The following is a 26,927-nucleotide window of genomic DNA, read 5'->3' as shown; positions in this document are numbered from 1 at the left end:
TTCAGTCTCACACAATCTTCAATTTGGCAAAACTCAATAGCAACGTCTTTTCGCCGGCGGTTTCGAATTTGATGATCGCTTTGCGGTCGTTGCCGTTCTGGTCGATTTTCTGAACCAGCCCGAAGCCGAATTTGAGGTGTTCGACGCGCATGCCTTCCGCCAGTTTTGACGTATCGCTGGGCGTAAAATCGCTGGATGGAACGTGGGCTACCGTGGGTTGCGGAGCTTGTTGCTTAGCGGTTTTCTGGGCCAGGCTCCGCACAAAACTCATCGAACCGCCAGCCGGTGTTTCCCGCTTGGCTTCCTGGCTTTCTTCCCGTTCCGCCTTGCGGGTTTTGGCCACTTTCAGAAAGGCGGGGTCAATTTCCATCAAAAAACGGCTGGGTTCGCAGACTTTCAGCCGACCATAATGATACCGCGATTCGGCGTAGGAAACCGTCAGTTTCTTCTCGGCGCGGGTGATGGCCACATAGAACAGCCGCCGTTCTTCTTCCAGATCCGCCCGGCTTTCGAGCATCATCTGCGACGGAAACAGGTCTTCCTCCAGCCCCACGATATACACATTCCGGAACTCCAGTCCTTTGGCTCCGTGGATGGTCATCAGGGTCACTTTGTCGTTGTCGCCGTCGTCGTCTTTTTCGTCGGCGCTGGTCAGCAGCGAAACCACCTGCAAAAAGGCGCTCAGGCTCTTGTCGTCGTTGTCCGGATTGTCGACAAATTCCTTGATCGAGTTCAACAACGCCTGCACGTTTTCGTAGCGCGACAGCCCTTCGACGGTTTTGTCGTCATACAGCTCTTTCAGAATCCCGGAGGTCTTGGCCACGTGCGCAGCCACGTCATAGGCGTCTTTCTTGTCGAGCAGCAATTGATAGCTCTTGATCAGATCGGCAAACGCTTCAATGGCAATCCCGGCTCGTCCGGCGACGTATTTATTGACGTTGCTCACCACTTCCCAAATCGGCACCTGGTTTTCCGAAGCGACCACCGCAATTTTTGCCACGGTGGTATCGCCAATCCCGCGTTTGGGCAGGTTGATGATTCGCTTGAAGGCTTCTTCGTCGCTCTGGTTGACCGTAAAACGCAGGTACGCCAGCAAGTCCTTGATTTCTTTGCGCTGGTAAAACGACAGACCGCCAATGATCCGGTATTTGATGTTCAGTCGCCGGAGGGCTTCCTCAAACGCCCGCGACTGCGCGTTGGTGCGGTAGAGAATGGCAAAATCCGTGTTGTGCAGTCCGTCCTGCATCTTGGCTTCGAAGAGCGACGTGGCAATCAGGCGTCCCTCCTCGTTGTCAGAAGCGGCTTTGATGACGTCGATCAGCGTGCCGTCTTCGTTGTCGGTAAAAACGCTTTTGCGCAACTGCGCCCGGTTTCGGGCAATGATCGAATTGGCCGCGTTGACGATGGTTTTGGTCGAGCGGTAGTTCTGCTCCAGTTTGATCGTGCGAACGTCCGGGAAATCTTTCTCGAAATTCAGAATGTTCTCAATATTGGCACCCCGGAAGGCGTAAATGCTCTGCGCATCGTCGCCAACGACGCAGATGTTCTGATTGACCGCCGATAATTTCCGGGTAATGAGGTACTGCGACACGTTCGTATCCTGAAACTCATCGACCAGCACGTGTTTGAATTTGTGCTGGTATTTGTTCAGAATGTCGAGGTGGTCGCGGAAAAGCACGTTCGTGTTGAACAGAAGATCGTCGAAATCCATGGCGTTGGCCTGAAAGCAACGCATGGTGTAGGCTTTGTAGATCCGGCCGATTTCGGGCATCCGGGCGGCTGCATCGTCCGTCTGAATCAATGGATTGGCCAGGTAATCTGCCGGGCCAACGAGCCGGTTTTTAGCGCCTGAAATTCGCGAAAACACGACATTGGCGCGATAAATTTTATCGTCCAGCCCGAATTCCTTGATGATGCTTCGCAGCAGTGATTTGGAATCGTCGGTATCGTAAATGGAAAAGTTGCTGGTGAAACCCAGGGCCTTCGCTTCAATCCGCAGAATTTTGGCAAAAACGGAGTGAAAAGTCCCCATCCAGATGTTGCGGGCTTCCGTACCCACCACGCTCTCGATCCGGTGACGCATTTCACCGGCGGCTTTGTTGGTAAAGGTCAGCGACAAAATCCGGAATGGATCGACGCCTTTTTCAATCAGGTGTGAAATCCGGTAGGTCAGCACGCGGGTTTTCCCCGATCCCGCACCGGCTATAATAATCAGCGGGCCGTCGCCATGCAGCACGGCCTGCCGCTGAGGTTCATTTAAGGTTGAAATATAATCCGTCATCAACTACGCTCCGCTTCAGGTTTAATCGTCTTGAAAGAACATTCAAAACTACTAAAAAAGTTGCGGATGACCGGATGTACGCCCGGACTAAAGTCCGGAGGTACATCCGTGGCAGGTTAAGCGGCCAGACTCAATAACGCCGTTTGCTGCCCGTTGATGTGGTGCAGCAATTCACCAGCGGGAAAAATTTCCGTAAAATTCCGATCGGCATAGCTGAATTGAATCTGCCGGTTGGGCGCTACCACAAACAAAGCCGGGTAGGGGACGTCCTCCGTAATCCCGGCAATCAGGTTCCAGACCGGATCTTCGGTTGAATAAACGCCGAATTTGGCAGCAATCTGGTTATCAACATCCTGTGCAATCGTGAACGGCAAATCGTGTTGCTCAACCAGCGTTTGCAGCGATTCGAGGGAATCCGGTGACAACACCAGCAAGGTGCCGCCGTTCTCCTGAATATGGGCGTAAAGCCGGGTCAGTTTTTGCAGATACCGGTTGCCGTAGCCACTCCAGCCAGCGCTGTAAAAAGCAACCACGAGCGGGCCGGTTTGCAGCCAGTCGTGCAAATGAACGGTTTTTGAATAGTCCGTTTGCCAGGTGATGTATTGTCCAATGGCCCGCTGGCGATGGAGTCCAAACAAAGGGGCTTTTTGACCCGTTTTCAAGGGTGAAATGGGCGTGAGTTTCCGAAACACTTGTGGAATGGAATACAAGTCAGAGTCTTCGGGGATAGAATCAAAAAAGGTTGCCATTTTTTTAGTAAGTTTATAGACTATATAGATTTTTGAGTCAACGAAAAGAATCGACGCGGGCAGATGGGTTGAACCGATGTGTCACCGGTTTTCAAGTTGACTGATTCGTCGGGTAGAAATTGGATAACAGGGAGGGAAGAGATGTTCTAACAGCCCATTCGGAATCGCTGACAACAGCAACCATTCACCCAAACGTTGTGCAGTGGGAGAACCCGTTCAAACGGGCGAGTGGCGATTTTTTGTGTAGAAACAGACATTACTATACTTTGTCAATAGGATATGTGCAAATGTAAGCAACAGAATTCATTCCCGCCAAATTTTCCGGTTAAATTTTTAGGAAATGGTTACAGCGCTTCAACGGGTCGGTTCACATCCGGGCGCTTGGGCGCAGGGTGTACAGGCTCAGGAGGCTGCGGGTTCGATGGTGATGGTTTTTCGTCGACCGGCCGGAGTTTCCGGGCGATAAACACACTCGCGAAAATAGCCGCCATCGCCAGATAACCGACCCACGAGTAGTGAATCAACTGACCGCCCGCCGTTTTGGTAACGATCAAACCGGCCCCGTAGGTAGCCAGCGCCTGCGCCAGTAGTTGCACCGACGAGTTCATGCTCATAAAACCGCCCCGTTGCTGCGGCAACACGACCGACGAAACCATCGCCTGGGTCGGGATAAACCGTCCATTGGAGAAGATGAAAAACAGCGCATTGACGGACAGAATGTAGGTCAGGCTGGACGGCTGCATGGACGTCAGCAGAAACATCGGGATCATCGACAAGAGCGCAAAGGTGACGAAAACCGGATATTTGCCGCGTCGGTCGGCCAGCCGACCGACGATGGGAGCCGTAAAAATAGTGACCAAACCGCCCACGAAATAAATCAGATACAACTGGTCTTCTCCCAAACCGACGTTGGCGACCAGGAACGGCGAGAGCAGCGGAATGATGCTAAAGTGGCCCAGCATAATGGTCGTGGTCAGCCACAACGCCCGCATCTGGTTCGGATTGCGCACAATGGTGGTGATCACCTCCAGCGGATTAAACCGGGTGCCGTTTCGTTGTAAATGGCCATCCAGACGGGGAATAAACTTGATAATCAGGCCAATCACCAGAACACCCAAACCGCCAATGGCCAGAAACGGCGCGTGCCAGCTAATTTTCGTTGCCAGATACAACCCGATGGGCACTCCCGCAACGGAGGCTACCGAGAATGCCGTCATAATGACCGACATCGCCTGCGCCCGTCGCTCGTAGGGAACCACATCAGCCACAATCGAAAACACCTGTGCGCCCAGCACTCCTCCGAATAAACCGGCGGTGGTGCGAGCCACAATCAATAAACCGAATGTTGGGGCGAGTCCGCAGGCAATCGTGCCGATTACAAAACCGATGTAGGCCGTCAACACTACTTTTTTCCGGTCGAAGCGGTCAACGAAAAACGCGGCCAGAAAACCGGAAATACCGGCACTCAGGCTATAGGCGGAGACAATGAAACTGAATTCCTGCGGATTTAGGCCGAAATGCCGCATCAAATGCGGGCCCATCGGCATCATAATGATGAAGTCGACAATGTGCGTGAAGTTGATGCACGCGAGAACAAAAAGCAGTAATTTTTCCTGACGGGACATGTGTGTTCAAGATGTGAGACGATAGACCAGAGAGCAAAGACATCGAAAACCGTACGGTCTCTTGTCTTTACTCTTTTATCTTTCCTCTCTGGTGTGGATTTGTTGTTTACTAGTTATTTTGCTTTACTCAGTTACTAACTTATCAATCAATCGGTTAAAGTCTTCGACAAACTCGTCGTAGTATTTGCCGGTTCCCGGTCCGGTAAAACCGGTGTGGATCTGGCGGACGGTTCCTTTTTTGTCAATGACGATCATCGTCGGGAAGCCCACCACCTGATTCAGCATCGGCAGGGTTTTCGACGCTTCGGATTTGACGCTGGTTCCGGCCAAAACCACCGGATAATCAATCTTGAAGCGGGCGGTCATGCGTTTCAGCATGGGTGCCGATTCCGTCAGATCCGCCGATTTTTCGTAGGCCAGTCCCACAATCTCGACGCCCCGGTTTTTGTTCTTTTTGTACCACGGACTCAGAAAATTGGTTTCGTCCATGCAGTTCGGACACCAGGAACCCAGAATCTGAACCACCACGACCTTGTTTTGAAACCGGGCGTCCGTCAGCGAAACCGGCTTGCCATTGACATCCGGAAACGTGAACGCAATGGTTTTATAACCCGGTTTCAGGTACGTCAGCGTGGTGGCATCCGGCAGTTTCGCCTTCGGATCGAACCGCGCCGTCCAGCTTTCATACCCGCTTTCGCCCGACCAGAAACCGCCTTCCAGCGTATTGTCGGGCTTGCGCCGGGCCTTGAACAGATACAAATGCGTTCCATCGAAAGTGGAAAGCAGCAGACTATCGCCCACCACATTGCCTTCCAGAAAGCGGTAATCGCCCGTCGTCGTCAGAAATGTACCGGTTAGCTTATTGCCTTTTTGCTCGAAAATACCAACCGAAACTGTCGAATCCGTTCCGGAACGGAAAGTGGTTGCCCAGGTTCCGGTTACGTTGATGGTAGGCGTTTGCGTACTCGGGGTAAACCGGTAGCTCAAGCCGTGCCGGGCGCTAAATGGCAGCGAGGTGTAATTTTGCCCCGTCCGTCGGCGACGCCAGATGCCGCGCAAGGTGTTGCCGTCCACTTTGGCGCGAATTTCCGCTTCAAAAATGGCGATGGTCAGGCGAACCGAATCTCCTTTCAACGTCACGTTATCGAATGCAAGCCGTTCGGCTCCATTGCGGACAAAAGCCGTATAGGTTGCCCCGGTTTGATTGAGTTCCAGTCCGAACGGGAGTTCTCCGCCCTTGCTCTGTAAAACCGCCCGCCAGATACCAGTTTTTAGTTTTGAATCCGATTGAGATACGCCGGAGAAAGGAATCAAGAATAGAGTTGCAAGCAGCAACGCAACGTTTTTTTTCATACAATAAAAAATAGCAGATCCAGTTCTCTTCGGGGTAGAAATAGGGGCGGTTTTGTTAAGTTTGTAACGGATGAAGATTTTGTTTTAGTTCCGAAAAGGTTTTTTGAAACGACCGGTAAGTCGGAATTCCTACAAAATGGGCCAGAAATCTTCTGCGGATTGCACGTTCATGCTGGTTTATAGGAAGTTTTACAAGGACAATGACAGCGACTAATTACCACGAACCGGTATTACTTCAGGCTTGCGTAGAGGGGTTAAATCTGAAACCCGGCGGCACGTACGTTGACGTGACGTTTGGGGGCGGAGGCCATTCCCGCGAAATTTTACGACAATTACCGTCCGGGCCGGATTCGCCGGGCCGCCTGATCGTTTTTGATCAGGACCCCGACGCGCGCGCCAATGCGGACGCCATCGACGACCCGCGGCTGACCTTTGTGGCGGCCAATTTCCGGCATTTGAAGCGGTATTTACGACTCTATAAAATTGACCAGGTCGACGGGATTCTGGCCGATTTGGGCATTTCGTCGCACCAGATCGACACGCCAGAGCGTGGGTTTTCCACCCGTTTCGATGCCGATCTCGACATGCGCATGAGCCAGTCGGGCGAGTTGACGGCCCGCAAAGTGATCAATGAGTATCCGGAAGATCAGTTGCATAAAATTTTTGGCATGTACGGCGAAGTGACCAACGCCAAAACCCTGGCCGGCGTTATTGCCGCCAACCGGGTGAACCGGCCGCTGGAAACGATCAACGACCTGAAAGCCGTCTTGCAGCGTTATGCGCCACGCGGGCGGGAATACAAATATTTTGCCCAGGTTTTTCAGGCGCTGCGCATCGAAGTCAACCAGGAACTGGTGACGCTGGAAGAATTTCTGATGCAGGTGCCGGAGGTGCTGGCGCCGGGCGGGCGGCTGGTGGTGATGGCGTATCATTCGCTGGAAGACCGGCTGGTGAAAAACTTCATTAAGTCGGGCAATTTCCGGGGCGATATTGAGAAGGATTTATACGGAAACGAGATCAAACCGCTCCAGTCCGTCACGCGCAAACCGATTGAAGCGTCGGCGGAGGAAGTGGCCCGGAATCCGCGGGCGCGGAGTGCGAAGTTGCGAATTGCGACAAAACTCCCCCTAAAGGGGGCTGGGGGGTAAAGACGGGGCAGAACGTAACAGCCCAGCCTTTAGAGGATTTAGGGTAGTAAAGAGAAACCGGTATGATAGACACTTTGATCAACGATAATGGCACAGAATACCTACAAACATCCGCCAAAAGCACCGATCGTGAAGAAAAAACGAGAAAACCGGCTTTTAAATTACCTGAACAATACCATTGGATTTGAGCGGCTTTTCGGGGAAGACAACGCCTGGCCGATCAAGCATTTCGATCGCATCATGTGGATCTCGTTCCTGCTGATTTTGTACATCGGCTTCAACCACAACGCGGAGCGGCTCGTGCGAAATATTCAGCGGGTGAAAGCCGTGGTGGATGAGAAACGGGCCAAATACATGACCCTGCAGGCCGACTTCAAGAAAAGCAGCAAACAATCCGAAATCAGCAAGCAGGTGATTGCCACCGGACTGACGGAACCCGTCACCCCGCCTTTAAAAATCGTTGTTAAACCGGAAGAGCCGCAGCCATGAACGTAAAGAAAGCCATTCTCCGCCGGGCTACCCTGGCATCCGTGGCCATTTGTCTGTTTGCCCTGGCGATTATCGGGCAACTGGTTTATGTTCAGTTTTTCCAGAAACTGGACGGACGAATGTGGAAAGATCGCATTACGCAATTCCACATCAAAAAAGACACCCTGCGGGCCACGCGGGGCAATATTTATTCGCGCAACGAAGATCCGCTGGCGATCTCGCTGCCGTATTATTACGTTGGAATTGACCCCCGCGTCGCCAAAGCCGACTCGTTTGACAAGAAAGTCGACTCGCTCGCCATGCTGTTGTCGCAGAAATTCGGGGAACGCTCGCGAAATGAGTACGCCTACATGATCCGGAAAGCCCGGGAAAACGAACGGCAATACCTGTTGCTCAGTCGAAAGAAAATCACCTATCAGGAACGGCTGGCCATGCAGAAATGGCCCTTTTTCCGTCGTGATCGCTCGAAAAGTGGTTTGGGTGGCGGGAAATTCGACCCGGTTTACCAACGGTATCATCCCTACGGGCGAATGGCCCTGCGAACGGTCGGTTACCTGAATCCGGAAACCGCCAAAGGACTGGTTGGGCTGGAAACCAGTTTTCAGAAAGAACTGGCGGGAAAAGACGGCGTCGGCCTGGTCGAATCCCTGTCGGGTGGGGTGCGCATGCCGATTGAAGATGGGTCAGACATCAAACCGGAACCGGGTATGGATGTGTATACGACCCTCGATGTCAATTTTCAGGACATGGCCGAAACCGCGTTGTTGCACGGACTGGAAAAATACGAGGCTGAACGGGGCTGTTTGATCGTGATGGAAGTGGAAACCGGCGAAATCCGGGCGATGGCAAATCTAACGCTGAAAGACGGCAAGTATGTCGAAAACTTTAATCATGCGCTGGCGGGTGGGGGCGATCCTGGCTCTACCTTTAAGCTCCCAACCTTCGTGGCACTGCTGGAAGAAAAACTGATCCGGCCCGAACAGATGGTTCATACGGGCGGTGGCATCGTCATGTACCGGGGCCGGCGGATTTCGGATGCCAAACGGAGCGGTCACGGGAGCATAACGGCCGCGCAGGTTTTCGAAAAGTCATCGAACGTTGGCGTCCACCTGCTGATGAGCAGCAGTAATATGTATAATCACCCGGACACGTATTGCCGCTACATGCGCCGTTTCAAGCTGGACAAACCCAGCGGGCTCCGGCTCATTGGCGAAACCATGCCTGTGATTCCCAACCCGCAGTCGCCGGGCTGGAGCAAACTGTCGCTGAACTCGATGGCCATTGGCTACGAACTGAAACTGACGCCGTTGCAGATGCTGACGTTCTACAACGCCATTGCCAACGACGGTAAGTGGGTACAGCCGATGCTCGTCAAGCAGGTTCGCCGGGCCAACGAAGTGGTGAAAGATTATGAACCGTATGTGGCTCAGGAACCGATTTGCTCCCAAACGACCATTCGGCAGGTGAAAAAAATGCTCGAAGGCGTTGTGGAACGCGGGACGGCCAAGAAGAGCCAGAGTCCGTATTACCGCTTTGCGGGCAAAACCGGTACGGCCCAGAAGCTCATCAATGGACGGTATCAGGTGGGGAAATACCTGACCTCATTCATCGGGTATTTCCCGGCCGAAAAACCGAAATACAGCATTGCGGTTATCATCGATACCCCGCACGGGGCCAACATCGACCTGCTGTACGGAGGCAGTGTGTCGGCACCGGTTTTTCGCGAGATTGCCGACCGGATTTATGCGTACGATGTCCAGATGCACCGACCTGTCGCCATTGCCTCTAAAACTGTTCGTCAGTCCGGAAAAGGCATCAAGGCCGGTTTTGCCGACGACATTCGAACCATCAGTACGGAATTGAATATGGACGCCAAACCCGATGCTGACGGCTGGGTGACCACCGAAACGCAGGGTACAAGAACGCAGTGGGTGAGCCAGACCACCCAGAACAAAGTGCCTGATTTGCGTGGCATGACGCTGCGGGATGCCTTGCACCTGCTCGAAAACCGGGGCTTTCGGGTGCGTTTTGAAGGCTACGGTAAAGTGATCGACCAATCGGTGCCACCGGGCGATCCGCTGCCGAATCCGCGAAAAATCTCGCTGACCTTGCGGCAGAGTGCGCGACCGGATACGCTGGTGGTGGCCGTAAACAAAAAAAATCAATCCGGAAGATAACCGCCCGACGGACTGTCTTCGCCACTTTCTTATGCAGTTAACCACCCTATTATATAAAGTACCCTTGCAGTCGACCTCCGGGAATATGAACGTCGAGGTCAGTAAATTGACGATGGATTCGCGGCAGGCGGCCCCCGGCGGTTTATTTGCGGCCATTCGCGGGACGCAGACCGACGGCCACCGGTTTATCGACAAAGCCGCTGAACAGGGCGTTTCGGTCGTTCTGTGCGAAGAGATGCCCGAAAACCGGTCTGAACAGGTAACCTACGTTCAGGTTCTGGACAGCAGTTACGCACTGGGGCTGATTGCGGCCAATTTCTACGATCATCCTTCCAAAAAGTTAAAGCTCGTTGGGGTGACCGGGACCAATGGCAAAACCTCGACGGCGACGCTGTTGTTCCGGCTTTTCCAGCGACGCGGCTACCGGTCGGGCCTGCTCTCGACGGTTCAGAACCAGATCGATGAGACGGTTATTCCGGCGACGCACACCACGCCCGACACCATTGCTTTGAACGAACTGCTGGTGCAAATGACCCAGCGCGGTTGTACGCATTGTTTTATGGAAGTGAGTTCGCACGCGATGGTGCAGCAGCGGGTGGCGGGTTTGCACTTTGCCGGGGGCATTTTCACGAACATTACCCACGATCACCTTGATTTCCACGAGACGTTTGATAACTACATCAAGGCCAAAAAAAGCTTCTTCGACCAATTACCCGCGTCGGCGTTTGCGCTCACCAATCTGGACGACAAGCGGGGGCTGGTGATGCTTCAGAATACCCGCGCCCGGAAAGAAAGCTATTCGCTGCAAACGCTGGGGTCGTTCAAAGGGCGGATTCTGTCGGAAGGCTTGTTCGGGATGCAGATGGAAGTCGACGGCCGGGAAGTGTGGTTTAAGCTGACGGGTCGTTTCAATGCTTATAACCTGCTGGCGGTATACGGAGCGGCTGTTTTACTGGGCGAAGACCCCGAAGAATCGCTGACGCAGCTTTCGGATTTGCCCAGTCCGCCGGGCCGGTTTGAGATGGTGATTTCCGATACAAAAATCGTGGGTATTGTCGATTACGCCCATACGCCGGATGCGTTGCAGAACGTGCTGGAAACCATTGCGGGCTTGCGGCAGGGCAACGAACAGGTGATTACGGTGGTAGGCTGTGGTGGAAACCGCGATGCCGCCAAGCGTCCGATTATGGCCGAAATTGCCTGTAAATTCAGTGATCGGGTCATTCTGACGTCCGACAATCCACGCAACGAAGACCCGATGGCCATTCTGGAACAGATGCAGGCTGGCGTGCCACCGCTTCATTTCAAGAAAACCCAGACGCTTGTTGACCGGCGCGAAGCCATTTACCGGGCCGTTGAACTGGCGCAGCCCAACGATGTGATATTAATTGCCGGCAAAGGCCACGAAACGTACCAGGAAATCAAAGGCGTTAAATACGAGTTCGATGACCGCAAGATTCTGCGTGAAGCCTTTCAACAATCATGATTGAATGGTTTTGATGGTTTTGATGGATGGCTTTAATGGTTGGATGGTTAAATGGTTACTGCATGCATACGAACCATTAGAGCCATCTGACCATCAAAAACATCAAAAACCATCTAACCATCAATTCCATTCCGCTATTCAACCATTCCGACTTTATGCTCTATTATCTCTTTACGTATCTGGATCAGCAGTTCAATTTCCCCGGTGCCGGGGTTTTTCAATATTTATCGTTTCGGGCGGGTGCAGCCATTACGCTGTCGCTGCTGATTGCTGCTGTTTATGGGCGGCAAATCATCGATCGACTCCGGAAGCTGCAAATTGGCGAGGAAATCCGGGATTTGGGGCTGGAGGGACAAATGCAGAAACGCGGGACGCCAACGATGGGCGGTTTTATCATTCTGGCGTCGCTGGTTTTTCCAACCTTGCTGTTTGCCAAACTGACCAATGTCTACATCGTTCTGCTGCTGGTTTCCACCGTCTGGACTGGTCTGATCGGGTTTATTGACGATTACATTAAAGTATTCAAAAAAAATAAAGAAGGTTTACAGGGGAAGTTCAAGGTCGTCGGGCAGGTTGGACTGGGGCTAATCGTTGGGTTGACGCTGTACTTTAACGAACACGTCAAAATCCGGGTCTACAAACCGGGGCTGATCAGCACGTCGATTGGTCAGGTGGAATACGGGGCCTATCAGGACATCAAATCCATGTCGACTACGGTTCCATTTTTGAAGAACAATGACTTCAATTACACGTCTTTACTGCCCGATTTTATCCCGGGCGAATACACCTGGATTCTGTACGTCGCCATCGTTATCTTTATTGTGACGGCGGTTTCCAACGGGGCTAACATCACCGACGGCATCGACGGTTTGGCGGCCGGCACCTCCGTGATCATCGGCCTGACGCTGGGCGTTTTCGCGTATCTGTCGAACAACAAACCGTTTTCGCAATACCTGAGCATCATGTACATCCCGAATTCGGGGGAGATGGTTATTTTCTGTGCGGCTTTTGTGGGCGCCTGCATCGGTTTTTTGTGGTACAATTCTTATCCGGCCCAGGTGTTCATGGGTGATACGGGGAGTTTGATGCTGGGCAGTATCATAGCCGTGCTGGCGCTGGCAACCCGGAAAGAGCTGCTGATTCCGATTGTTTGCGGTATTTTTCTGGTGGAACTCGTGTCGGTGATCATGCAGGTCAGTTATTTCCGGTACACCAAGCGGAGGTATGGCGAGGGGCGACGGATCTTCCTGATGTCGCCGTTGCACCACCATTTTCAGAAAAAAGGGTATCACGAAGCCAAAATTGTCACCCGGTTCTGGATCGTTGCCATCATTTTAGCGGTTATCAGTTTAGTGACTTTGAAGCTCCGTTAACGTCAGAGTAGTTGTAAATCTTTATCTGACGAAATTGAACCATGACCGAGAAAGAACGCCTTGATCAACTGGAACCTTTGGTAGCCGACATCGCCCTCAAGCAGGACCGTATGCTGGGCCAGATTGGCATGATCGTAGACCAGGTCTCCCTGCATACCGTGCGACTGGACGATCTGACCCGACGGGTGACTAGTACCGAAAAGAAAATTGATACACTTGCCAGCGGGTTGGCTACAGTAACGATCGAACTAAGCGAAACGCGTCAGGAAATGCGTCAGCGTTTCGACCGACTTGAACAGCGACAAGGCAAGCTGGAAGAAAGACAAGTCCAACTTGAGCAACGTTTCGATAAACTTGAGCAACGTTTCGATAAGCTTGAGCAACGTTTTGATAAGCTTGAGCAACGTTTTGACCGATTTGAAATACAAATGGGAAAAATGGAACAAACGCAGCAGCTCATTTTAATGCTGTTGAAAGAACATCTGAAATAGCTGAAAATTTCATTCGACCTTGTATTTCAGAAATATAGACTCTATATTTGCACTCCCGTTTTTGGACGGGAGTTTTTGTGTATAGCGCAAGTATTTGTCTATCAATATATAATCTCCCATAAACAAGTGGATACGTTAAGCTACAAGACCATTTCGGCCAACAAAGCGACGGTGCAGAAAGACTGGGTGGTCATTGACGCGGAGAATCAGGTTCTCGGTCGGCTGGCTAGCCAGGCGGCAAAAATCATCCGTGGCAAGAACAAGGCCAATTTTACGCCCAACGTTGATTGCGGTGACAATGTCATCATCATCAATGCCGAAAAAATCAAACTTACCGGTAAGAAAATGACCGATAAGGTATACGTTCGTCACACAGGCTATCCCGGTGGTCAGCGTTTCCGGACACCCCGCGAAATGATGTCGAAAAATCCGGCTTTCATTCTGGAGCACGCCATCAAAGGGATGTTGCCGAAAAGCCGCCTGGGCAGCCGGTTGTTCACCAACCTGTACGTCTATGCCGGTGAAAAACACCCCCACGCGTCGCAGCAACCGAAAGAAGTTAAACTGGAATATTAATAACAGAGAATAGACCATAGACAAGAGATAAAAGAATACAAGCGTTAATCTCTTCTCTCTCGTCTTCCGTCTCACATCTTAAACAATGGAACGAATCAACGCATTAGGTCGCCGGAAAACAGCCGTGTCGCGCGTATACCTGTCGATAGGTACGGGCAGCATCGTTATCAACGGCAGAGATTACAAAAACTATTTCCCTACGGAAGTTCTGCAAATCGTTCTGAAGCAGCCGCTGGCAACCATCAATGCTCCGGAAGGCTACGACGTGAAAGTAAACGTTCGCGGTGGTGGTATTTCCGGTCAGGCAGAAGCAACCCGGATGGGGATTGCCCGTGCGTTGTGTGAGATCAACCCCGAGTTTCGGCCGGCTTTGAAAAAAGAAGGCTTCCTGACTCGTGACTCGCGCATGGTAGAACGGAAAAAATACGGTCGCGCCAAGGCTCGTCGGCGGTTCCAGTTCTCGAAACGTTAATAGTTTTCGTCCAGACCACACTTGCCTGATGCCGATGGGTGGTGCTGCGTAATCAAAATTTTTATTTCTCATTCTTATTTTAAAATGGCACAAGTAGAGTACAAAGATCTTCTGGATGCAGGTGTGCATTTTGGCCACCTTACCCGGAAATGGGACCCCCGTATGGCACCGTATATCTTCATGGAGAAAAACGGTATCCATATTATTGACCTGAACAAGACGCTGGCGTCGATCGACGAAGCCGCTGCTGCGATGAAAGGCATCGTTCGTTCAGGCCGCAAGGTGATGTTTGTCGCCACCAAGAAACAAGCGCAGGAAATTGTCACGGAAGAGGCTCGCCGGCTGAAAATGCCGTATGTAACCGACCGTTGGCTGGGTGGTATGCTGACCAACTTTGCCACAATCCGCAAGTCATTGAAGAAGATGCAGGGCATCGAGAAAATGATGAAGGACGAGGCAACGTATAAAAGTCTCGCGAAACGCGAGCGGTTGACAGTATACCGTGAGAAAGAGAAACTGGAGCGTGTGTTAGGCGGTATTGCCGACCTGACGCGTTTGCCAGCCGCTTTGTTTATTGTGGATGTAAAGCGCGAGCACATTGCCGTTGCTGAAGCAAAACGCCTGGGTATCCCGGTTTTCGCCATGTGCGATACCAATTCAAACCCGAGCGATGTTGATTATCCGATCCCGGCAAACGACGATGCGTACAAGTCGATCCGTTTGATTACCTTGGCGATTGGAAAAGCCATCGAAGAGGGCCTTCTGGAGCGTAAACAGGATAAAGACGATCAGCGTTTGCAGGAAGAAGAAGAAGCAAAACGGGCTGAAGACGTAAAAACAGCGAAGGCCGAAGGCGAAACGGCTGTTGATGCGGAAGAAGAAATCAGCCCGGTTGTCGCTGAAGAAGCAGAAGAGCAGGAGGATTAAGACTATCTAGGAGCAACCATGTTGCCATGCTAATATTTTCGGATAGCCCGTAGCCTCGCTATGGGCTATTCCGTTTCAGGTGATCAGGTACAGGATGCCGCAGCCTGAGACAAGTACCTTCCAAGTGACAGTAACAGTAACGAACTCGATAACAGACAATTAATAAAAAAACAATGGCTATTACCGCACAAGACGTTAACAGACTCCGGCAGGAAACTGGCGCCGGTATGATGGACTGTAAAAAAGCGCTCACCGAAGCCGATGGCGATTTTGAAAAAGCAAAAGACATTCTGCGCAAGCAGGGTCAGAAAATTGCCAACAAGCGGGCCGACAATACTACTTCCGAAGGAATCGTTCTGACGCACGTGAGCCCGGATGGCAAAACCGGTCGTGTCGTTGGCTTTGCCTGCGAAACCGAACCCGTCTCGAAAGTGGCTGACTTCCAGAACCTGGCGATGGCCCTGATGGATAATGCTGTGGCGGCCAAACCGGCAACCAAAGAAGAACTGCTGGCGTTGCCCCAGGGCGACGGGCGTTCTTTGCAGGAACACATTACCGATCTGATCGGTAAACTTGGCGAGAAATTGGACGTGACGGCCTATGAGGTTGTAACGGCCGAGCAGGTGGTGGCTTACAACCACTCCAATGGTAAATTGGGCGTGCTGGTGGGGCTGAATAATGCCGGTACGACGGATGTATCCGAAGTCGGAAAAGACATCGCCATGCAGATTGCAGCCATGAAACCCGTTGCCATCGACAAAGACGGTGTCGACTCAAGCATTGTGGAGCGCGAAATCGAAATCGGTAAGGATCAGGCACGGGCGGAAGGAAAACCGGAAGCCATGCTGGAAAAAATTGCGATGGGTAAACTGCAAAAATTCTATAAAGACAACACGCTGTTGAACCAGGAATTTGTCAAAGATTCATCCGTGACGATTGCTCAGTTGCTTGAAAAAACCAGCAAGGGATTAGCCATTGCGGCTTTCAAGCGCATCGCAATCGGCTAAGATTGGTGTGTCGTATCATTTTTTTTTTTTAGTACAGAAAGTCCGGTCAATCTGATCGGACTTTTTTTTTATGATATATACTGTTTTTTGATTTTATTTGTACATTCAAGTCATTTATGGGCTGATTTAGTAACAAGTAGGGTGCCTTTTGCCACAGAGATAACCAGGAAGCATTACTTTATCACTTTTAAGCGTCTTACAGGATGATTGCGTCGTTGGAAGTAAAGCGGATGACAGACGAAGAACTGGTTCGTCTGTATGTCGATAATCAAAGTAACCGCTACTTTGAACACCTTTACAGTCGGTACAGTGACAAGGTCTACCGAAAGTGTCTGATGTTTACGAAAGATCCCGTGAAGGCGGAAGATTTCACGCACGACATTTTCCTGCGGTTAATCATGCGGCTGAGCAGTTTCAAAGAACAGTCCCGCTTCTCAACCTGGTTGTTTTCGATCACCTACAATTATTGCACCGATCAGATGCGTAACAATCGGAAAAAAGCCGAAGTGCCGGTGGATGACGACATGGACTGGCTGGACGACAATGCTGATGAAGATCTGATTGAAATGGAAGCCGGCCGACTCAAGTCGTCGTTGGCCTATCTGACGATGGAAGAGCAAAGCCTGCTGTTGATGAAATACCAGGATGAAGTGAGCATCAAAGAGATTGCCGACATTCATAACCTGAGCGAGAGTGCCGTGAAAATGCGGTTGAAACGGGCGAAGGAAAAACTGAAAAAACGGTATCTGGAAACGCTGATTTTCCTGACACTGTTAGTTGCCAAATTCGTGGCGTGGACGAAATTTGATAAGTAGGACGATAAAGGACCCGATGGAATCGATTTACAATGTTTTCAAAGAAATAGAACTCCCGGATACCTGTCCACCCAATGTAAAAGAAGAACTCATTTCGGAGATTGATCTGATTCGTAATTCACTCTCCATCGTGGAAGTTTATGTCGATGATTTATTTAACGTAGCATCAGCTCTGGTATCCGTTATTAAGCTTCCCAGTAGAACTTCACAACCGTAACAAAGCAGACTGTGCCATGGATCGGATTCCAGCGTTCGTTGATATATTAATCAATACATTTACGACCCTCATTACCCAGTTTATTGATTTTGTTCCCCGCATTATCGGCGCGGCTTTTATCATTGCGGTAGGATTTGGGGTGGCAAAAGCCTTGTCAATCCTGGTTGCGAAAGTCCTGGCGCGCGTCGGCTTCAACCGCATTGGGGATCGGCTCACGGAAATCGATTTCATTAAACGGCTTAAAACCGAAATCAAGCTGAGCGAAATCGTTGCCAAAATTCTGTACTATTTCGTATTGCTGATTTTTCTGATGGCTGCTACCGAAACGCTCGGAGTTTCGGCCATTACGGAAATGGTCAAATCGCTGGTCGATTTCATTCCCCGTTTGATTGCCGCAGCCATCATGCTACAGGTGGGTGTACTGGTGGCGGATGCACTGAAAGGGGCCGTTGTCACGCTTTGCCAATCGTTCAATATTGCGTCCGGAAAGCTTCTGGGCATGATTGTGTTCTTTTTCTTCCTCATCATCACCCTCATCAGTGCCTTAGGTCAGGCCGGCATCAACACCGAACTGCTGGAATCGAGCTTCAATTTGCTTATTGGGGGCGTTATTTTTGCTTTCGCCATCGGCTACGGCATGGCCTCGCGCGACGTCATGGCCAACATCTTGTCGTCTTTCTACAGTAAAAACCGCTTCTACGAAGGGCAAATTATCCGGGTTGGCGATACGAAAGGGCAAATTATCCGCATGGATAATACGTCGTTAACACTCCAAACCGGCGATACCGTTACAGTTATTCCCCTGCAAAGTCTTCAATCACAAAACGTTGAGGTATTTGATTAATTTAGTCGCTTGTTATCCACCAACCTGTTTGCGTAATGAAAACCTCTTTCTTTCTCCTCTTCTTACTGGGCTGGAGTGGCGTCGCTATGGCTCAAAAACCGACCCGGCTGGACTCCATCAAGGTTGTTCCGATCGATACGGTATACTGGAAACGGTCGGCGCAGGCCGGGATCAATTTGAACCAGGGATCGTTTAGCAGCAACTGGAAGGGGGGGGGCGTTAATTCGATTGCGTTGGGAGCCTTTTTCAATGCCAAATCCGACTACATGCAGCGACGCTTCAACTGGACAAGCGAAGTGCAGTTGCAGTATGGTATCGTCAAAAACCAGAACCAGGATTCCCGAAAAAATGTCGATCGCATTTTTCTGGATACCAAAGTGGGACATCGCTTAAGCCCGGTTTGGCTGGCATTTGGTAACCTCAACTTCCTGTCGCAGTTTGCCACGGGATACCGCTATGAGCAACTGCCCGGTGGTGGTGAGCGGAATGTGTTGATTTCCAACTTTTTCGCTCCGGCTTACCTGACCGAATCGGTTGGGCTGGAATATAAACCCACGACCTATTTCAATCTGCAATTCGGGTTGGGAACCATCCGGCAAACTTTTGTAACCGATGATGCGATCACCGCAGGAGAGCCGACGCGCTACGGTGTTGCTCCCGGCAAAAATGTTCGAAATGAATTTGCCTTCCAGCTCATTGCCAATTTTGACCGCAATCTGATGGAAAATCTGAACCTGAAAGCCCGATACCAGCTTTTTGCCAATTATGCAACCCTGAACGCCATCGACCACCGGCTCGATATCTCCCTGACCGCCAAAGTCAACAAGTACGTCAATGTGAATCTGACCGGCATTGTCCTGTACGACAAAGACCAGGATGATGCCATTCAATATAGCCAGGGGCTGGCCATCGGTTTTTTGTACTCGTTTTAGGCAGCCTCCGATCCGGTTCTGTACAAAGGTGGAATCACCAGCCGATAATACGTCCCGTTTCGGTTGCTGACCTCCAGTTGGCCACCGGCCTGTTCGCTTAACGACGTAATGAGTCGTTTGCCGAACGAGCTATTGGGACGTTCCCACCGTTGGAGATCCAGACCCAGGCCGTTGTCCTGCACTTCCAGCGTAAGACGGGGGCGCACCACGTTCGGTTCGTTGGAATAGTCGGCGGCCAGCCGGATGCGGAGAAAGGGCCGTGAAACGTGTTCGTAGGCATATTTGAAGGCATTGGTCAGGATTTCGTTCAGAATGAGTCCGAGCAACACCGACAGGTCGACATCCAGTTCTTCCTGCTCAATGATCAGTTCACGGTCGAAATTTGCTTTATCGAAACCATAAGCCAGCAACAGACCATCGAAGAGATCGGTAATGTATTCTTTGATGTTGATGGCCGATACGTTGTCGGTCATGTAAAGCCGTTGGTGAATCAGTGCCATCGCTTCCACCCGCTGTTGTCCGGCCCGAACCGCCTGAACCGCTCCCTCGTCTTCCAGTCGTTTCGATTGCAGCCGGAGCAGGCTGGAGACAATGGCCAGGTTATTCTTGACCCGGTGGTTCAGCTCCTGCAGCAGCGTTTTCAACTGCTTCGACTGTTCCGAAATTTTCTGGTGACTTTCCGAAATCACCCGGTTACTTTCCGTAAGTCGGGCATTGGTGCGCCGAATAGTGCGGTATTGCCAGAACAAGAGCCCCGTTAATCCTACCAGAACCACCAAACCGGCACTTAGCCAGCCCAATTGCTGGGCTTTCTGGGTATTTTCCTCATCGAGTTTTTGGATTTGGCTTTCTTTTTCCCGCGCCTGATAGCGGCTTTCGGCCATAATCAGTTGACGTGCTTTGTCGGCATTCAGAACGCTGTCGCGGTACATGGTTTTTTGGCGGTAATAGGCTAGTGCCTGCCGGTCCTGCCCCCGTTTTTCGTAGATGCGGGTGAGAATGTCGAAAATTTCCTCCCGCAGTTTCAGCCGTTCCGGGCCGTTTTCGCTCCATTTCAAAGCCAACTGAGCGTATTTCTCGGCCTCGTCCGGCCGGTTGAGCAGCAAAAGAGTATTGGGAAGATTGACGTACACATAGCCTTTCAGGTATTCATCTTTCTGTTCTTCGGCGTGTTTCAGGCATTGCCGGTAAATACGCTCCGACTCGGCATAGAGCCCGGCATTCTTGTATTCGATGGCGCGGTTAAAGAGAGCCGCCGTGTAGTCTTCACCATTGGCCTGGTAAATGGCAATGGCCTGGGCATTATAGGCGAGTGCTTTCCGGGAATTTTTCCGGGTGTCTTCCAGGTTGGCCAGTTCAGAATACGCATCGGCCATCAAAACCGCCCGATTGTTTTGGCGGGCTAACTGCCAAGCCTGGCGGTAATAGTTTTCGGCCTGTTTCAGGTCATTAGCCAAAAAATAGGTCTGGCCGATGCGCAGCAAGATCAAAATTCGCTGGTTGAGCGCCGGAGAGTCTTTGAGATAATCGAGTGCCTTCTGAAAATGATTCAGGGCCTGAGCAAAGTTTCCCTGGTCAATTTCCAGACGGCCGAATGATTCATACACCTTGCTGATCTGGCGCTCATCCTGTCGTTTTTCGGCGATGGACAGTGCTTCTGTCAGAGCGGTTTGGGAGTCGCCTACCCGGCCTTTCCGGAGCATCTCTTCGGCAAAATTCTGGTAGTTGGCAATCTGAACCGTATCCGGTTTAGACGCTAGTTGGGCTTTCAGGCTGTCGTAAGCGGTGGGTAAAGTGGGCTGAGCGTAAGTCTGTTGTAGAAAAATGAAAACTGCACAGAGAAATAGAAACCCTTTCATGGATACAGGAAATAACATCAAGCAACAAACTCAACTTCGTTACCAAATCTGGAATTGCTGGATAAACGCCTGTTTATATTGTCGGCCCAGCGGGATAATGTGTTTTCCAATCGTTATTTCACGATCCGAAAATCCTTCGACTTTTTTGATATGAACCGCAAAAGACCGGTGAACACGGGCCAATTGCATTTCGCTTAGCCGTTCCAGCAGGGTGGTAAGCGTCAATCGGATGGCATATTTCCGGTCGTTGGTAACAATGGTAGTATAGGGGCCGTCGGCTTCCAGAATCAAAATATCTTCCAGCAGGATTTTAACAAACTGGTAGTTATGTTTGATAAAGATCAGGTTGTCGATGCGAAGAATGGTTTCCCGGGAGGGCGAATCTTTTTCCAGAATACCGTTTAGCTCAACGGCTTCATCCGGAACCGCCAGTTCCTGTTTATGGCTAAAGTTATGAAGGGCTAACTCCATCGCAATGCGAAGGCTGCTGATGATAACGGGCTTCGTCAGGTAGGCGGCCGGGAGGGTTTGTTTAGCCCGTTCCAGTGTGCTTTTATCAGACAATGCCGTTGTGTAGATTACCGGTACCGGTCGCACGGTCTGGATTTGTCCGATGGTTTCAATGCCGTCCCAGTCACCTTTCAGTTGAATGTCGCACACCACGAGGTCTACCCGCTGCGTTTTAAACAATTCCAGTGCTTTGCGGCCATTGTTTGCAATACCGACTACATAATAGCCTTCTTCTTCCAGTGTATCGGATAAATCCATGGCCAGAACGGCCTCGTCTTCAATTACCAATATGTGGATCTGCTCCTTCTCCATGCCTCAACCGGGTAAAGGGGTAAATTACTGATTATTACTGATAGTATCAGGGAAACGGATTCTTTTTATTCCCTTACCAAAATCGACCGTTCAGGTACCAATACCAGTCGTTAGTAACCATTTGCCTACATCTTATTTTTGGGAAAGTATATTTGCACAATTATTCAATAACTTCCTGTATTTGCACCCTTTACCCAGAAATTTAAAGTATGTTAATTCCCGCTTCTACTTCTTCAGCGTCAGATGCTTCTGATTCTGTTTTACAATTGTATTTTCGGGGTTCCCGGCAACATGTTTTTCAGGCATCCGATTTGGTTTGTTTGCAGGGAGACGGTAATTATACCTGGTTGCATTGGAGAAATCGCCCGTCCATCATTATGCCCAAGACCCTGAAGCAACTGGCGGGAATGTTGCCGGCCGATGGTTTTGTTCGGGTACATCGCAATAGCATTGTCAATTGTGAGTACATTGAACGGGTAGAGCGTTTGAAAACCGGTTTAGGCGCGATTCATTTGCTCAATGGAACCGTGGTGCCGGTGTCACGGCGTCGGTGGGAAGTCATTTCTGAATTGTTATGCAACGCATGAAGCGCACCTAAATGCGTATTTGATCCTGAAAAGGTCAAAGATTAGAAGTAAAATCTATTTCTCTGTCAGAATCGTAAATAGAGTACTATGCTGTCAATCAATGACCCCAATTTCAAGCACCAGATCGACTTGTTAAACATTTTTTACCTTCACAGCGAAGGACAACAGACCTGGATTATCTATTTTGACAATGCCGTTCAGCAGTGCGTGTCCATTGCCGATTCACTTAATGACTGGGAAAAACAATTGCCCGATTTCTGGCGGATCAATGAAAGTTATCTGATCAATCCAGGTATTATATACCGGTTTTATCCGGCCGAAATGCCCCACTTTCCATTGCCGCTGGTGGAGCTAATTTCCGGGCGCGTTCTGGCAGTAAGTCGCCAGAAAACCAAGACGATTTTGCAAAAATGGAACCGGATTCAGCGATCGATACTCTCCTGATTAAAGTTCGACATACCATAAAAAAGGCGCGATACCGTTGGGTACCGCGCCTTTTTTATGGTATGTCGAAATGCTTACTTGATGGCAAATGAACCTTCGCCAATCCGGAAACCTTCCGAGTAGAACTCGATGGTGTATTTACCGGCTTTGTAAGGCACCGTACCCCGGTTGTAGGTCAGCTCCACATTCTGGTTGTTGTTGGTAAACGGAACGGTTTGTTTTACCGTATATACCTGCTCCTGTCCATTGACCTGGAATGTTCCGGAGCCATTGGCCATATCGGAAACTACGGCACCCGTCGGATCCAATACCCGGACAAACACCTCTTTCTCCTCCTGCTTAGTGAGCGGGTTTTCAGGCAGCATGTAGACTACTTTGAGCTTGTCGACACGCTTTGATTTTACCTGATCTTCCGTTGCGTCGCGTTGTTTGCCGCGTGAATTCAGCGCAAATACCCGAACATTCTGGGCTTTCAGTGCAGATGCGCGGGTTACTTTCTCCGCCAAATCCTTATTCACTGTCGCAATGTTGGTCACTGAGTCCTGTAGCGATTGTTTTTCAGTTTGCAGCGTCGTGTTAGCGTCGGCCAGAGTCTGGTTGTTGGTAACCAATAACTGGTTCTCGGTTTTCAGTTGAGCAATCAGGGTATCTTTTTCTACCAGATACGCTTCGTATTGCTTGATTTTTGCTTCATACTTAGCGATCGAAATCCGTTGCCCTTTCCGAAGACTCGCTTTGTCGCGTTCCAGATCCGCTTTTACACGCTCCAGATCCGTAATGTCACCACCCAGTTTCTTTACTTCAGCAATTTTAGCATCCAGAGCCGTTGAGATTGAATCCAGTCTCGTTCGGGTGGTTGCCAATTCCTCTACGCGGGTGGCAATCGTCGCTTCCTGATTTTTACCCACTTCTTTCTGTTCATACAACAGATAACTGGACACACCGGCCAGAATGGTCATAATAACTAAGGCTGCTACGAGCGCTCCGTTTGCTTTTGGCTTATTGTTTTCCATAACTACTTTGTGCGGTTTGAATTGAATTAGACAGAATTAAACAAAAAAAACTTGAGTAAATTAGTGTCATTCAATCATGTTAAGGTTAAAAAAGACGAATACATTGTAACCATAACGGGGGCTTCTGTAGAGTTAGTGTATTACGGAATTAAATTTTAATAAAACACTACATCCTGACTCAGAGCACATTCGTTATCGACTGGACTATTAATTATAACTCTGTGCAGGTGAAAAATGTTATATAAATTGCTAAAACACCTCTAAAATGTCCCACTTTTCCTGATTATGCCTGAGTTACCCGAGGTCGAAATTTACCGGCGTTATCTTGAAACATCATCGCTCAACCAGCCCATCCAAGCCATAGAGGTCGAAGACCCCAAGTTGCTGACCACCGATTTCGCCACCCTGCACGAAGCACTGGTGGGTCGTTGGTTTTCCGGCACCCACCGGGTGGGTAAAAATCTTTTTGTGACAACCGACGGCCCCGGCGAAATCAGCGAACCGGTGATCGTTCACATGCATTTCGGCATGACGGGCGATCTGGCATATTACCATTCCTCACTTGACCGACCGAAGTATGCCCGGATTGTATTTCACTTCCGGAACGGCTTCAATCTAGGCTTCATTTGTCCGCGAAAATTTGAGCGGATTGGCCTAATCACCGACATAGATAGGTATTTAAAACGGAAAAAGATTGGTAAAGATGGGTTGGAAATCACTTTTTCTGAGCTAACGGGACAGGTTCGGCGTAAAAAAGCCCTGATTAAACCGCTGTTGATGGATCAAACTACCGTAGCCGGATTGGGGAACTGGATTGTGGATGAAGTGCTTTTTCAGGCGAAAGTCCATCCCGAAAAACGAACCGAAAACCTGACCGACGACGAGATCCGGCAGCTTCACGATGCCATCCGGCTCGTGTTGACCACCGCCATTCGCCACGAAGCCCAATACCGCGATTTTCCGGTCGGCTTTCTGATTCACGCCCGCGCGTGGGACAACTCACCTTACGACGACGTGGAAGCTCACAAATTCTGCCCCCGCTGCGGCACCAGGATTGAGAAAATCGAGGTCGGCGGGCGAACGACGTATTTCTGCCCGAACGATCAGCGTATTTCCTGAAAATCGGCCTTTCTGAGTAATAGGGAAGTATTAAACCGAAAAAACACAGACTGGAGTCGGTGGAGGCATCAAAAAAATCCCGTTCTTGCGATTTCCTAATCCTGAACCACCTTGGCTACTGTACTTCCTGAATTTCGTGCCGGTCGACTGATGTCGATGGACGCTTACCGCGGCTTTGTGATGTTTCTGATGGCCGCCGAAATCCTCCACTACGGCCGCATCTCGGAAGCCCTGCCCGACAGTTCGTTCTGGCGTTTTATGGATCATCATCAAAGCCACGTCGAATGGTTTGGCTGTACGCTGCACGATTTGATCCAACCCTCGTTTTCGTTTCTGGTGGGCGTGGCCCTGCCGTATTCCATCGCCAGCCGGGCGGCCAAAAACGAATCGTTTGGGGTGATGTTTGCCCAAACGCTGCGACGCTCGTTGATTCTGATTCTGCTCGGTATTTTGCTGCGATCGGTCGGCCGGGAACAGACTAATTTTACGTTTGAAGACACCCTGACGCAAATCGGATTGGGCTATCCGTTTCTGTTTTTATTGGGTTTTCGGCCCACGCGCACGGTTTGGATTGCTTTGGTCGCCATTCTGGTGGGGTATTGGCTGGCGTTTGTGCTGTATCCGTTGCCCGGCCCCGGTTTTTCGTACGAAGCCGTGGGTGTTCCTGCCGATTGGCCCTATCATAAAACCGGTCTTGCCGCTCATTTCAATAAAAACAGCAACCTGGCCTGGGCCTTCGATACCTGGTTTCTGAACCTGTTTCCCCGTGCCAAGCCGTTTCTGTTCAATGGAGGAGGCTATGCAACCCTGAGCTTTATTCCGACCCTGGGAACGATGGTGCTGGGCTTGCAGGCTGGTCGATGGCTACGCGCCGGTTTACCCTATTCCGAAGTTCTGAAGCGGTTTTTGATCGCCGGCGTCATGGGTCTGGCAACGGGCTGGCTGCTGACCATCACGGGCATCAGTCCTTCCATCAAGCGTATCTGGACGCCCGGTTGGGTGTTGTTCAGTGGCGGCTGGTGTTTTTTGCTCCTTTCTGCTTTCTACTATATAATAGATGTGCGGCAATGGCGCGGCTGGGCGTTTCCACTGGTCGTGATCGGCATGAATTCCATCGCCATTTACTGCCTGGTTCACCTCATCGACCATTTTATCATCGACACGTTCAAGACGCATCTGGGCCAAACCGTATTCGAACAGTTCGGTGCCTATGAACCGCTGGCCAGTGGTGGAGCGGCCCTGCTGGTTTTCTGGCTGATCCTGTACTGGATGTACAAGAAGAAGTTGTTTATCCGGGTGTAGGGACAATGAAAGTACCAACAAAAAAACACCCCTGACCCAAAAGATCAGGGGTGAAAAGTGAAGGAAAGGAATAGAATCTTAGCGAACTGTGGCTTTCACCACTGGGCTGTAATTGTATTTGGCGACGGCGGTAGTCCGCACACCGACCCGGAAATAGTACTCGCCTTTGGGTAAATGCGTATCGGCCCATTTGAACGTAAACGTCCGGGGCGTGCCCAGAAGGCTGGCGTCCGTTACACTACCGGCAATGTCCTGTCTCCAGAGATTGATAAAATAGCCTGAGGTATTGGAACTGATGCTTTCATCGACCTTTGCATAATCGTTGATCATAAAAATGATCTGCGAAATTTTCGTCGTCGTGTTGGCAGCCGGTTTCGTAATCGTATACGTAAATGTGCTGTCGGTTACACTCGCCGTCAGCCGGTAGAAGGGCGTGACCTTGAAATTCACTTCCTTCCGGTCGCCGTTGCCGAGATCCACCGTTGCCGAATCACCGGGTTGATACAGGAAAGCACCGTCGCGCGGCAGGGCTTTGTAGGTACCCGCAAAAAACTGCGTGGCAGAAAATTCGCCATTGGCTTTCAACTCAATATCAGTCGTGCCGGGGTTGGGGTATTTCACTTTATCCCATTGAATAAACCGTACGGTCCCACCGCCGGGCTGCCTGATTTCCAGGGGCTGGCCGTTTTCGGCGTCCGTCACTTTGCCGTAAATCCCCGCATCCGGGGCCACAAAATTATCCCAGTTCTTGCAGCCACTGATCATCGCTCCAAAAAAAATGGGTAACAAAAAGATTCGTTTGATCGATTTCATAGGGTA

The 26,927-nt window shown here is 50.6% G+C and carries 25 protein-coding genes; 17 read left to right on the top strand and 8 right to left on the bottom strand.

The window, feature by feature from the left end:
* Positions 1–7: 7 nt before the first annotated feature.
* The 4 genes from DUE52_RS19260 to DUE52_RS19245 all read right to left on the bottom strand — a co-directional run bounded on the left by DUE52_RS19260 (position 8) and on the right by DUE52_RS19245 (position 6,008).
* On the bottom strand, positions 8–2,281 hold the full coding sequence (locus DUE52_RS19260; protein WP_114407674.1) for an ATP-dependent helicase: 2,274 nt from the start codon (positions 2,279–2,281) through the stop codon (positions 8–10).
* Positions 2,282–2,397: 116 nt separating this feature from the next.
* Positions 2,398–3,030, bottom strand: coding sequence for a redoxin domain-containing protein (locus tag DUE52_RS19255; RefSeq protein WP_114407673.1), 633 nt, complete (start codon positions 3,028–3,030; stop codon positions 2,398–2,400).
* A 344-nt stretch (positions 3,031–3,374) separates the two neighbouring features.
* On the bottom strand, positions 3,375–4,655 hold the full coding sequence (locus DUE52_RS19250; RefSeq protein ID WP_114407672.1) for an MFS transporter: 1,281 nt from the start codon (positions 4,653–4,655) through the stop codon (positions 3,375–3,377).
* 123 nt (positions 4,656–4,778) lie between these two features.
* Complete coding sequence (locus DUE52_RS19245; RefSeq protein ID WP_114407671.1) at positions 4,779–6,008, bottom strand: peroxiredoxin family protein; 1,230 nt, start codon at positions 6,006–6,008, stop codon at positions 4,779–4,781.
* Positions 6,009–6,208: 200 nt separating this feature from the next.
* Here DUE52_RS19245 and rsmH point away from each other — a divergent pair, with 200 nt between their 5' ends.
* The 13 genes from rsmH (at position 6,209) to DUE52_RS19175 (ending at position 18,962) form a co-directional block, all read left to right on the top strand.
* Positions 6,209–7,156, top strand: a complete 948-nt coding sequence (rsmH, locus tag DUE52_RS19240) for a 16S rRNA (cytosine(1402)-N(4))-methyltransferase RsmH (RefSeq protein WP_114407670.1) — start codon at positions 6,209–6,211, stop codon at positions 7,154–7,156.
* A gap of 87 nt (positions 7,157–7,243) precedes the next feature.
* Positions 7,244–7,645, top strand: a complete 402-nt coding sequence (locus DUE52_RS19235) for an FtsL-like putative cell division protein (RefSeq protein ID WP_114407669.1) — start codon at positions 7,244–7,246, stop codon at positions 7,643–7,645.
* Positions 7,642–9,822 (top strand): PASTA domain-containing penicillin-binding protein, encoded by a 2,181-nt coding sequence (locus DUE52_RS19230; RefSeq protein ID WP_114407668.1) that lies wholly within the window; start codon positions 7,642–7,644, stop codon positions 9,820–9,822. Before DUE52_RS19235 ends, DUE52_RS19230 begins: the two co-directional genes overlap by 4 nt.
* A 31-nt stretch (positions 9,823–9,853) precedes the next feature.
* Positions 9,854–11,308 (top strand): UDP-N-acetylmuramoyl-L-alanyl-D-glutamate--2,6-diaminopimelate ligase, encoded by a 1,455-nt coding sequence (locus DUE52_RS19225; protein WP_114407667.1) that lies wholly within the window; start codon positions 9,854–9,856, stop codon positions 11,306–11,308.
* 155 nt (positions 11,309–11,463) lie between these two features.
* On the top strand, positions 11,464–12,681 hold the full coding sequence (gene mraY, locus DUE52_RS19220; protein WP_114407666.1) for a phospho-N-acetylmuramoyl-pentapeptide-transferase: 1,218 nt from the start codon (positions 11,464–11,466) through the stop codon (positions 12,679–12,681).
* Positions 12,682–12,722: 41 nt separating this feature from the next.
* Positions 12,723–13,172, top strand: a complete 450-nt coding sequence (locus DUE52_RS19215) for a hypothetical protein (RefSeq protein ID WP_114407665.1) — start codon at positions 12,723–12,725, stop codon at positions 13,170–13,172.
* Between the two features lie 126 nt (positions 13,173–13,298).
* Positions 13,299–13,748: a 50S ribosomal protein L13 gene (rplM, locus tag DUE52_RS19210; RefSeq protein ID WP_114407664.1), complete on the top strand. Its 450-nt coding sequence runs from the start codon at positions 13,299–13,301 to the stop codon at positions 13,746–13,748.
* An 85-nt stretch (positions 13,749–13,833) separates the two neighbouring features.
* Positions 13,834–14,220: a 30S ribosomal protein S9 gene (rpsI, locus tag DUE52_RS19205; protein ID WP_114407663.1), complete on the top strand. Its 387-nt coding sequence runs from the start codon at positions 13,834–13,836 to the stop codon at positions 14,218–14,220.
* 84 nt (positions 14,221–14,304) lie between these two features.
* Positions 14,305–15,147, top strand: coding sequence for a 30S ribosomal protein S2 (gene rpsB, locus DUE52_RS19200; RefSeq protein WP_114407662.1), 843 nt, complete (start codon positions 14,305–14,307; stop codon positions 15,145–15,147).
* 173 nt (positions 15,148–15,320) lie between these two features.
* Positions 15,321–16,154, top strand: a complete 834-nt coding sequence (tsf, locus tag DUE52_RS19195; RefSeq protein WP_114407661.1) for a translation elongation factor Ts — start codon at positions 15,321–15,323, stop codon at positions 16,152–16,154.
* A gap of 203 nt (positions 16,155–16,357) precedes the next feature.
* Positions 16,358–16,969 (top strand): RNA polymerase sigma factor, encoded by a 612-nt coding sequence (locus DUE52_RS19190; RefSeq protein ID WP_114407660.1) that lies wholly within the window; start codon positions 16,358–16,360, stop codon positions 16,967–16,969.
* Positions 16,970–17,202: 233 nt separating this feature from the next.
* The gene (locus tag DUE52_RS19180; RefSeq protein WP_114407658.1) at positions 17,203–18,030 is read left to right on the top strand and encodes a mechanosensitive ion channel family protein; all 828 of its coding nucleotides are present in this window, start codon (positions 17,203–17,205) and stop codon (positions 18,028–18,030) included.
* 35 nt (positions 18,031–18,065) lie between these two features.
* A complete protein-coding gene (locus tag DUE52_RS19175; protein ID WP_114407657.1) occupies positions 18,066–18,962 on the top strand; it encodes a DUF3078 domain-containing protein in 897 nt (298 codons plus the stop codon).
* Here the strand turns inward: DUE52_RS19175 and DUE52_RS19170 are convergent.
* Positions 18,959–20,821 carry a sensor histidine kinase gene (locus DUE52_RS19170; RefSeq protein WP_165840973.1) on the bottom strand — a complete coding sequence of 621 codons (1,863 nt, stop codon included), beginning with the start codon at positions 20,819–20,821 and terminating at the stop codon, positions 18,959–18,961. The two genes, DUE52_RS19175 and DUE52_RS19170, sit on opposite strands and share 4 nt — an antisense overlap.
* A 39-nt stretch (positions 20,822–20,860) precedes the next feature.
* Entirely contained in the window at positions 20,861–21,643 is a 783-nt protein-coding gene (locus tag DUE52_RS19165; RefSeq protein ID WP_114407655.1) for a response regulator, read from the bottom strand.
* A 209-nt stretch (positions 21,644–21,852) separates the two neighbouring features.
* Here DUE52_RS19165 and DUE52_RS19160 point away from each other — a divergent pair, with 209 nt between their 5' ends.
* Complete coding sequence (locus DUE52_RS19160; RefSeq protein WP_114407654.1) at positions 21,853–22,230, top strand: LytR/AlgR family response regulator transcription factor; 378 nt, start codon at positions 21,853–21,855, stop codon at positions 22,228–22,230.
* Positions 22,231–22,317: 87 nt separating this feature from the next.
* A complete protein-coding gene (locus DUE52_RS19155) occupies positions 22,318–22,674 on the top strand; it encodes a LytTR family DNA-binding domain-containing protein (protein ID WP_114407653.1) in 357 nt (118 codons plus the stop codon).
* A gap of 74 nt (positions 22,675–22,748) precedes the next feature.
* On the opposite strand, the gene DUE52_RS19150 is transcribed toward DUE52_RS19155, so the two are convergent.
* Positions 22,749–23,687: a DUF8428 domain-containing protein gene (locus DUE52_RS19150; protein ID WP_114407652.1), complete on the bottom strand. Its 939-nt coding sequence runs from the start codon at positions 23,685–23,687 to the stop codon at positions 22,749–22,751.
* Positions 23,688–23,972: 285 nt separating this feature from the next.
* Between DUE52_RS19150 and DUE52_RS19145 the strand changes: the two genes are divergently transcribed.
* Both DUE52_RS19145 and DUE52_RS19140 read left to right on the top strand, forming a co-directional pair.
* Positions 23,973–24,806 carry an Fpg/Nei family DNA glycosylase gene (locus DUE52_RS19145; protein ID WP_114407651.1) on the top strand — a complete coding sequence of 278 codons (834 nt, stop codon included), beginning with the start codon at positions 23,973–23,975 and terminating at the stop codon, positions 24,804–24,806.
* Between the two features lie 111 nt (positions 24,807–24,917).
* Complete coding sequence (locus DUE52_RS19140; RefSeq protein ID WP_374755911.1) at positions 24,918–26,108, top strand: acyltransferase family protein; 1,191 nt, start codon at positions 24,918–24,920, stop codon at positions 26,106–26,108.
* Between the two features lie 78 nt (positions 26,109–26,186).
* Here DUE52_RS19140 and DUE52_RS19135 read toward each other — a convergent pair whose 3' ends face one another.
* Positions 26,187–26,921, bottom strand: coding sequence for a DUF3823 domain-containing protein (locus DUE52_RS19135; protein WP_114407650.1), 735 nt, complete (start codon positions 26,919–26,921; stop codon positions 26,187–26,189).
* Positions 26,922–26,927: the final 6 nt, after the last annotated feature.

The organism is Larkinella punicea (genome assembly GCF_003334855.1).
Taxonomy (GTDB): domain Bacteria; phylum Bacteroidota; class Bacteroidia; order Cytophagales; family Spirosomataceae; genus Larkinella; species Larkinella punicea.
Note: the sequence above shows the minus strand (reverse complement) of the source record. Positions and strands in the feature narration are given on the sequence as shown.

Excerpts from the sequence above, each read along its gene's own strand:
- DUE52_RS19260 (WP_114407674.1), bottom strand. The coding sequence starts at position 2,281 with ATGACGGATTATATTTCAACCTTAAATGAACCTCAGCGGCAGGCCGTG.
- DUE52_RS19255 (WP_114407673.1), bottom strand. The coding sequence starts at position 3,030 with ATGGCAACCTTTTTTGATTCTATCCCCGAAGACTCTGACTTGTATTCC.
- DUE52_RS19250 (WP_114407672.1), bottom strand. The coding sequence starts at position 4,655 with ATGTCCCGTCAGGAAAAATTACTGCTTTTTGTTCTCGCGTGCATCAAC.
- DUE52_RS19245 (WP_114407671.1), bottom strand. The coding sequence starts at position 6,008 with ATGAAAAAAAACGTTGCGTTGCTGCTTGCAACTCTATTCTTGATTCCT.
- rsmH (WP_114407670.1), top strand. The coding sequence starts at position 6,209 with ATGACAGCGACTAATTACCACGAACCGGTATTACTTCAGGCTTGCGTA.
- DUE52_RS19235 (WP_114407669.1), top strand. The coding sequence starts at position 7,244 with ATGGCACAGAATACCTACAAACATCCGCCAAAAGCACCGATCGTGAAG.
- DUE52_RS19230 (WP_114407668.1), top strand. The coding sequence starts at position 7,642 with ATGAACGTAAAGAAAGCCATTCTCCGCCGGGCTACCCTGGCATCCGTG.
- DUE52_RS19225 (WP_114407667.1), top strand. The coding sequence starts at position 9,854 with ATGCAGTTAACCACCCTATTATATAAAGTACCCTTGCAGTCGACCTCC.
- mraY (WP_114407666.1), top strand. The coding sequence starts at position 11,464 with ATGCTCTATTATCTCTTTACGTATCTGGATCAGCAGTTCAATTTCCCC.
- DUE52_RS19215 (WP_114407665.1), top strand. The coding sequence starts at position 12,723 with ATGACCGAGAAAGAACGCCTTGATCAACTGGAACCTTTGGTAGCCGAC.
- rpsI (WP_114407663.1), top strand. The coding sequence starts at position 13,834 with ATGGAACGAATCAACGCATTAGGTCGCCGGAAAACAGCCGTGTCGCGC.
- rpsB (WP_114407662.1), top strand. The coding sequence starts at position 14,305 with ATGGCACAAGTAGAGTACAAAGATCTTCTGGATGCAGGTGTGCATTTT.
- tsf (WP_114407661.1), top strand. The coding sequence starts at position 15,321 with ATGGCTATTACCGCACAAGACGTTAACAGACTCCGGCAGGAAACTGGC.
- DUE52_RS19190 (WP_114407660.1), top strand. The coding sequence starts at position 16,358 with ATGATTGCGTCGTTGGAAGTAAAGCGGATGACAGACGAAGAACTGGTT.
- DUE52_RS19180 (WP_114407658.1), top strand. The coding sequence starts at position 17,203 with ATGGATCGGATTCCAGCGTTCGTTGATATATTAATCAATACATTTACG.
- DUE52_RS19175 (WP_114407657.1), top strand. The coding sequence starts at position 18,066 with ATGAAAACCTCTTTCTTTCTCCTCTTCTTACTGGGCTGGAGTGGCGTC.
- DUE52_RS19170 (WP_165840973.1), bottom strand. The coding sequence starts at position 20,821 with ATGAAAGGGTTTCTATTTCTCTGTGCAGTTTTCATTTTTCTACAACAG.
- DUE52_RS19165 (WP_114407655.1), bottom strand. The coding sequence starts at position 21,643 with ATGGAGAAGGAGCAGATCCACATATTGGTAATTGAAGACGAGGCCGTT.
- DUE52_RS19160 (WP_114407654.1), top strand. The coding sequence starts at position 21,853 with ATGTTAATTCCCGCTTCTACTTCTTCAGCGTCAGATGCTTCTGATTCT.
- DUE52_RS19155 (WP_114407653.1), top strand. The coding sequence starts at position 22,318 with ATGCTGTCAATCAATGACCCCAATTTCAAGCACCAGATCGACTTGTTA.
- DUE52_RS19150 (WP_114407652.1), bottom strand. The coding sequence starts at position 23,687 with ATGGAAAACAATAAGCCAAAAGCAAACGGAGCGCTCGTAGCAGCCTTA.
- DUE52_RS19145 (WP_114407651.1), top strand. The coding sequence starts at position 23,973 with ATGCCTGAGTTACCCGAGGTCGAAATTTACCGGCGTTATCTTGAAACA.
- DUE52_RS19135 (WP_114407650.1), bottom strand. The coding sequence starts at position 26,921 with ATGAAATCGATCAAACGAATCTTTTTGTTACCCATTTTTTTTGGAGCG.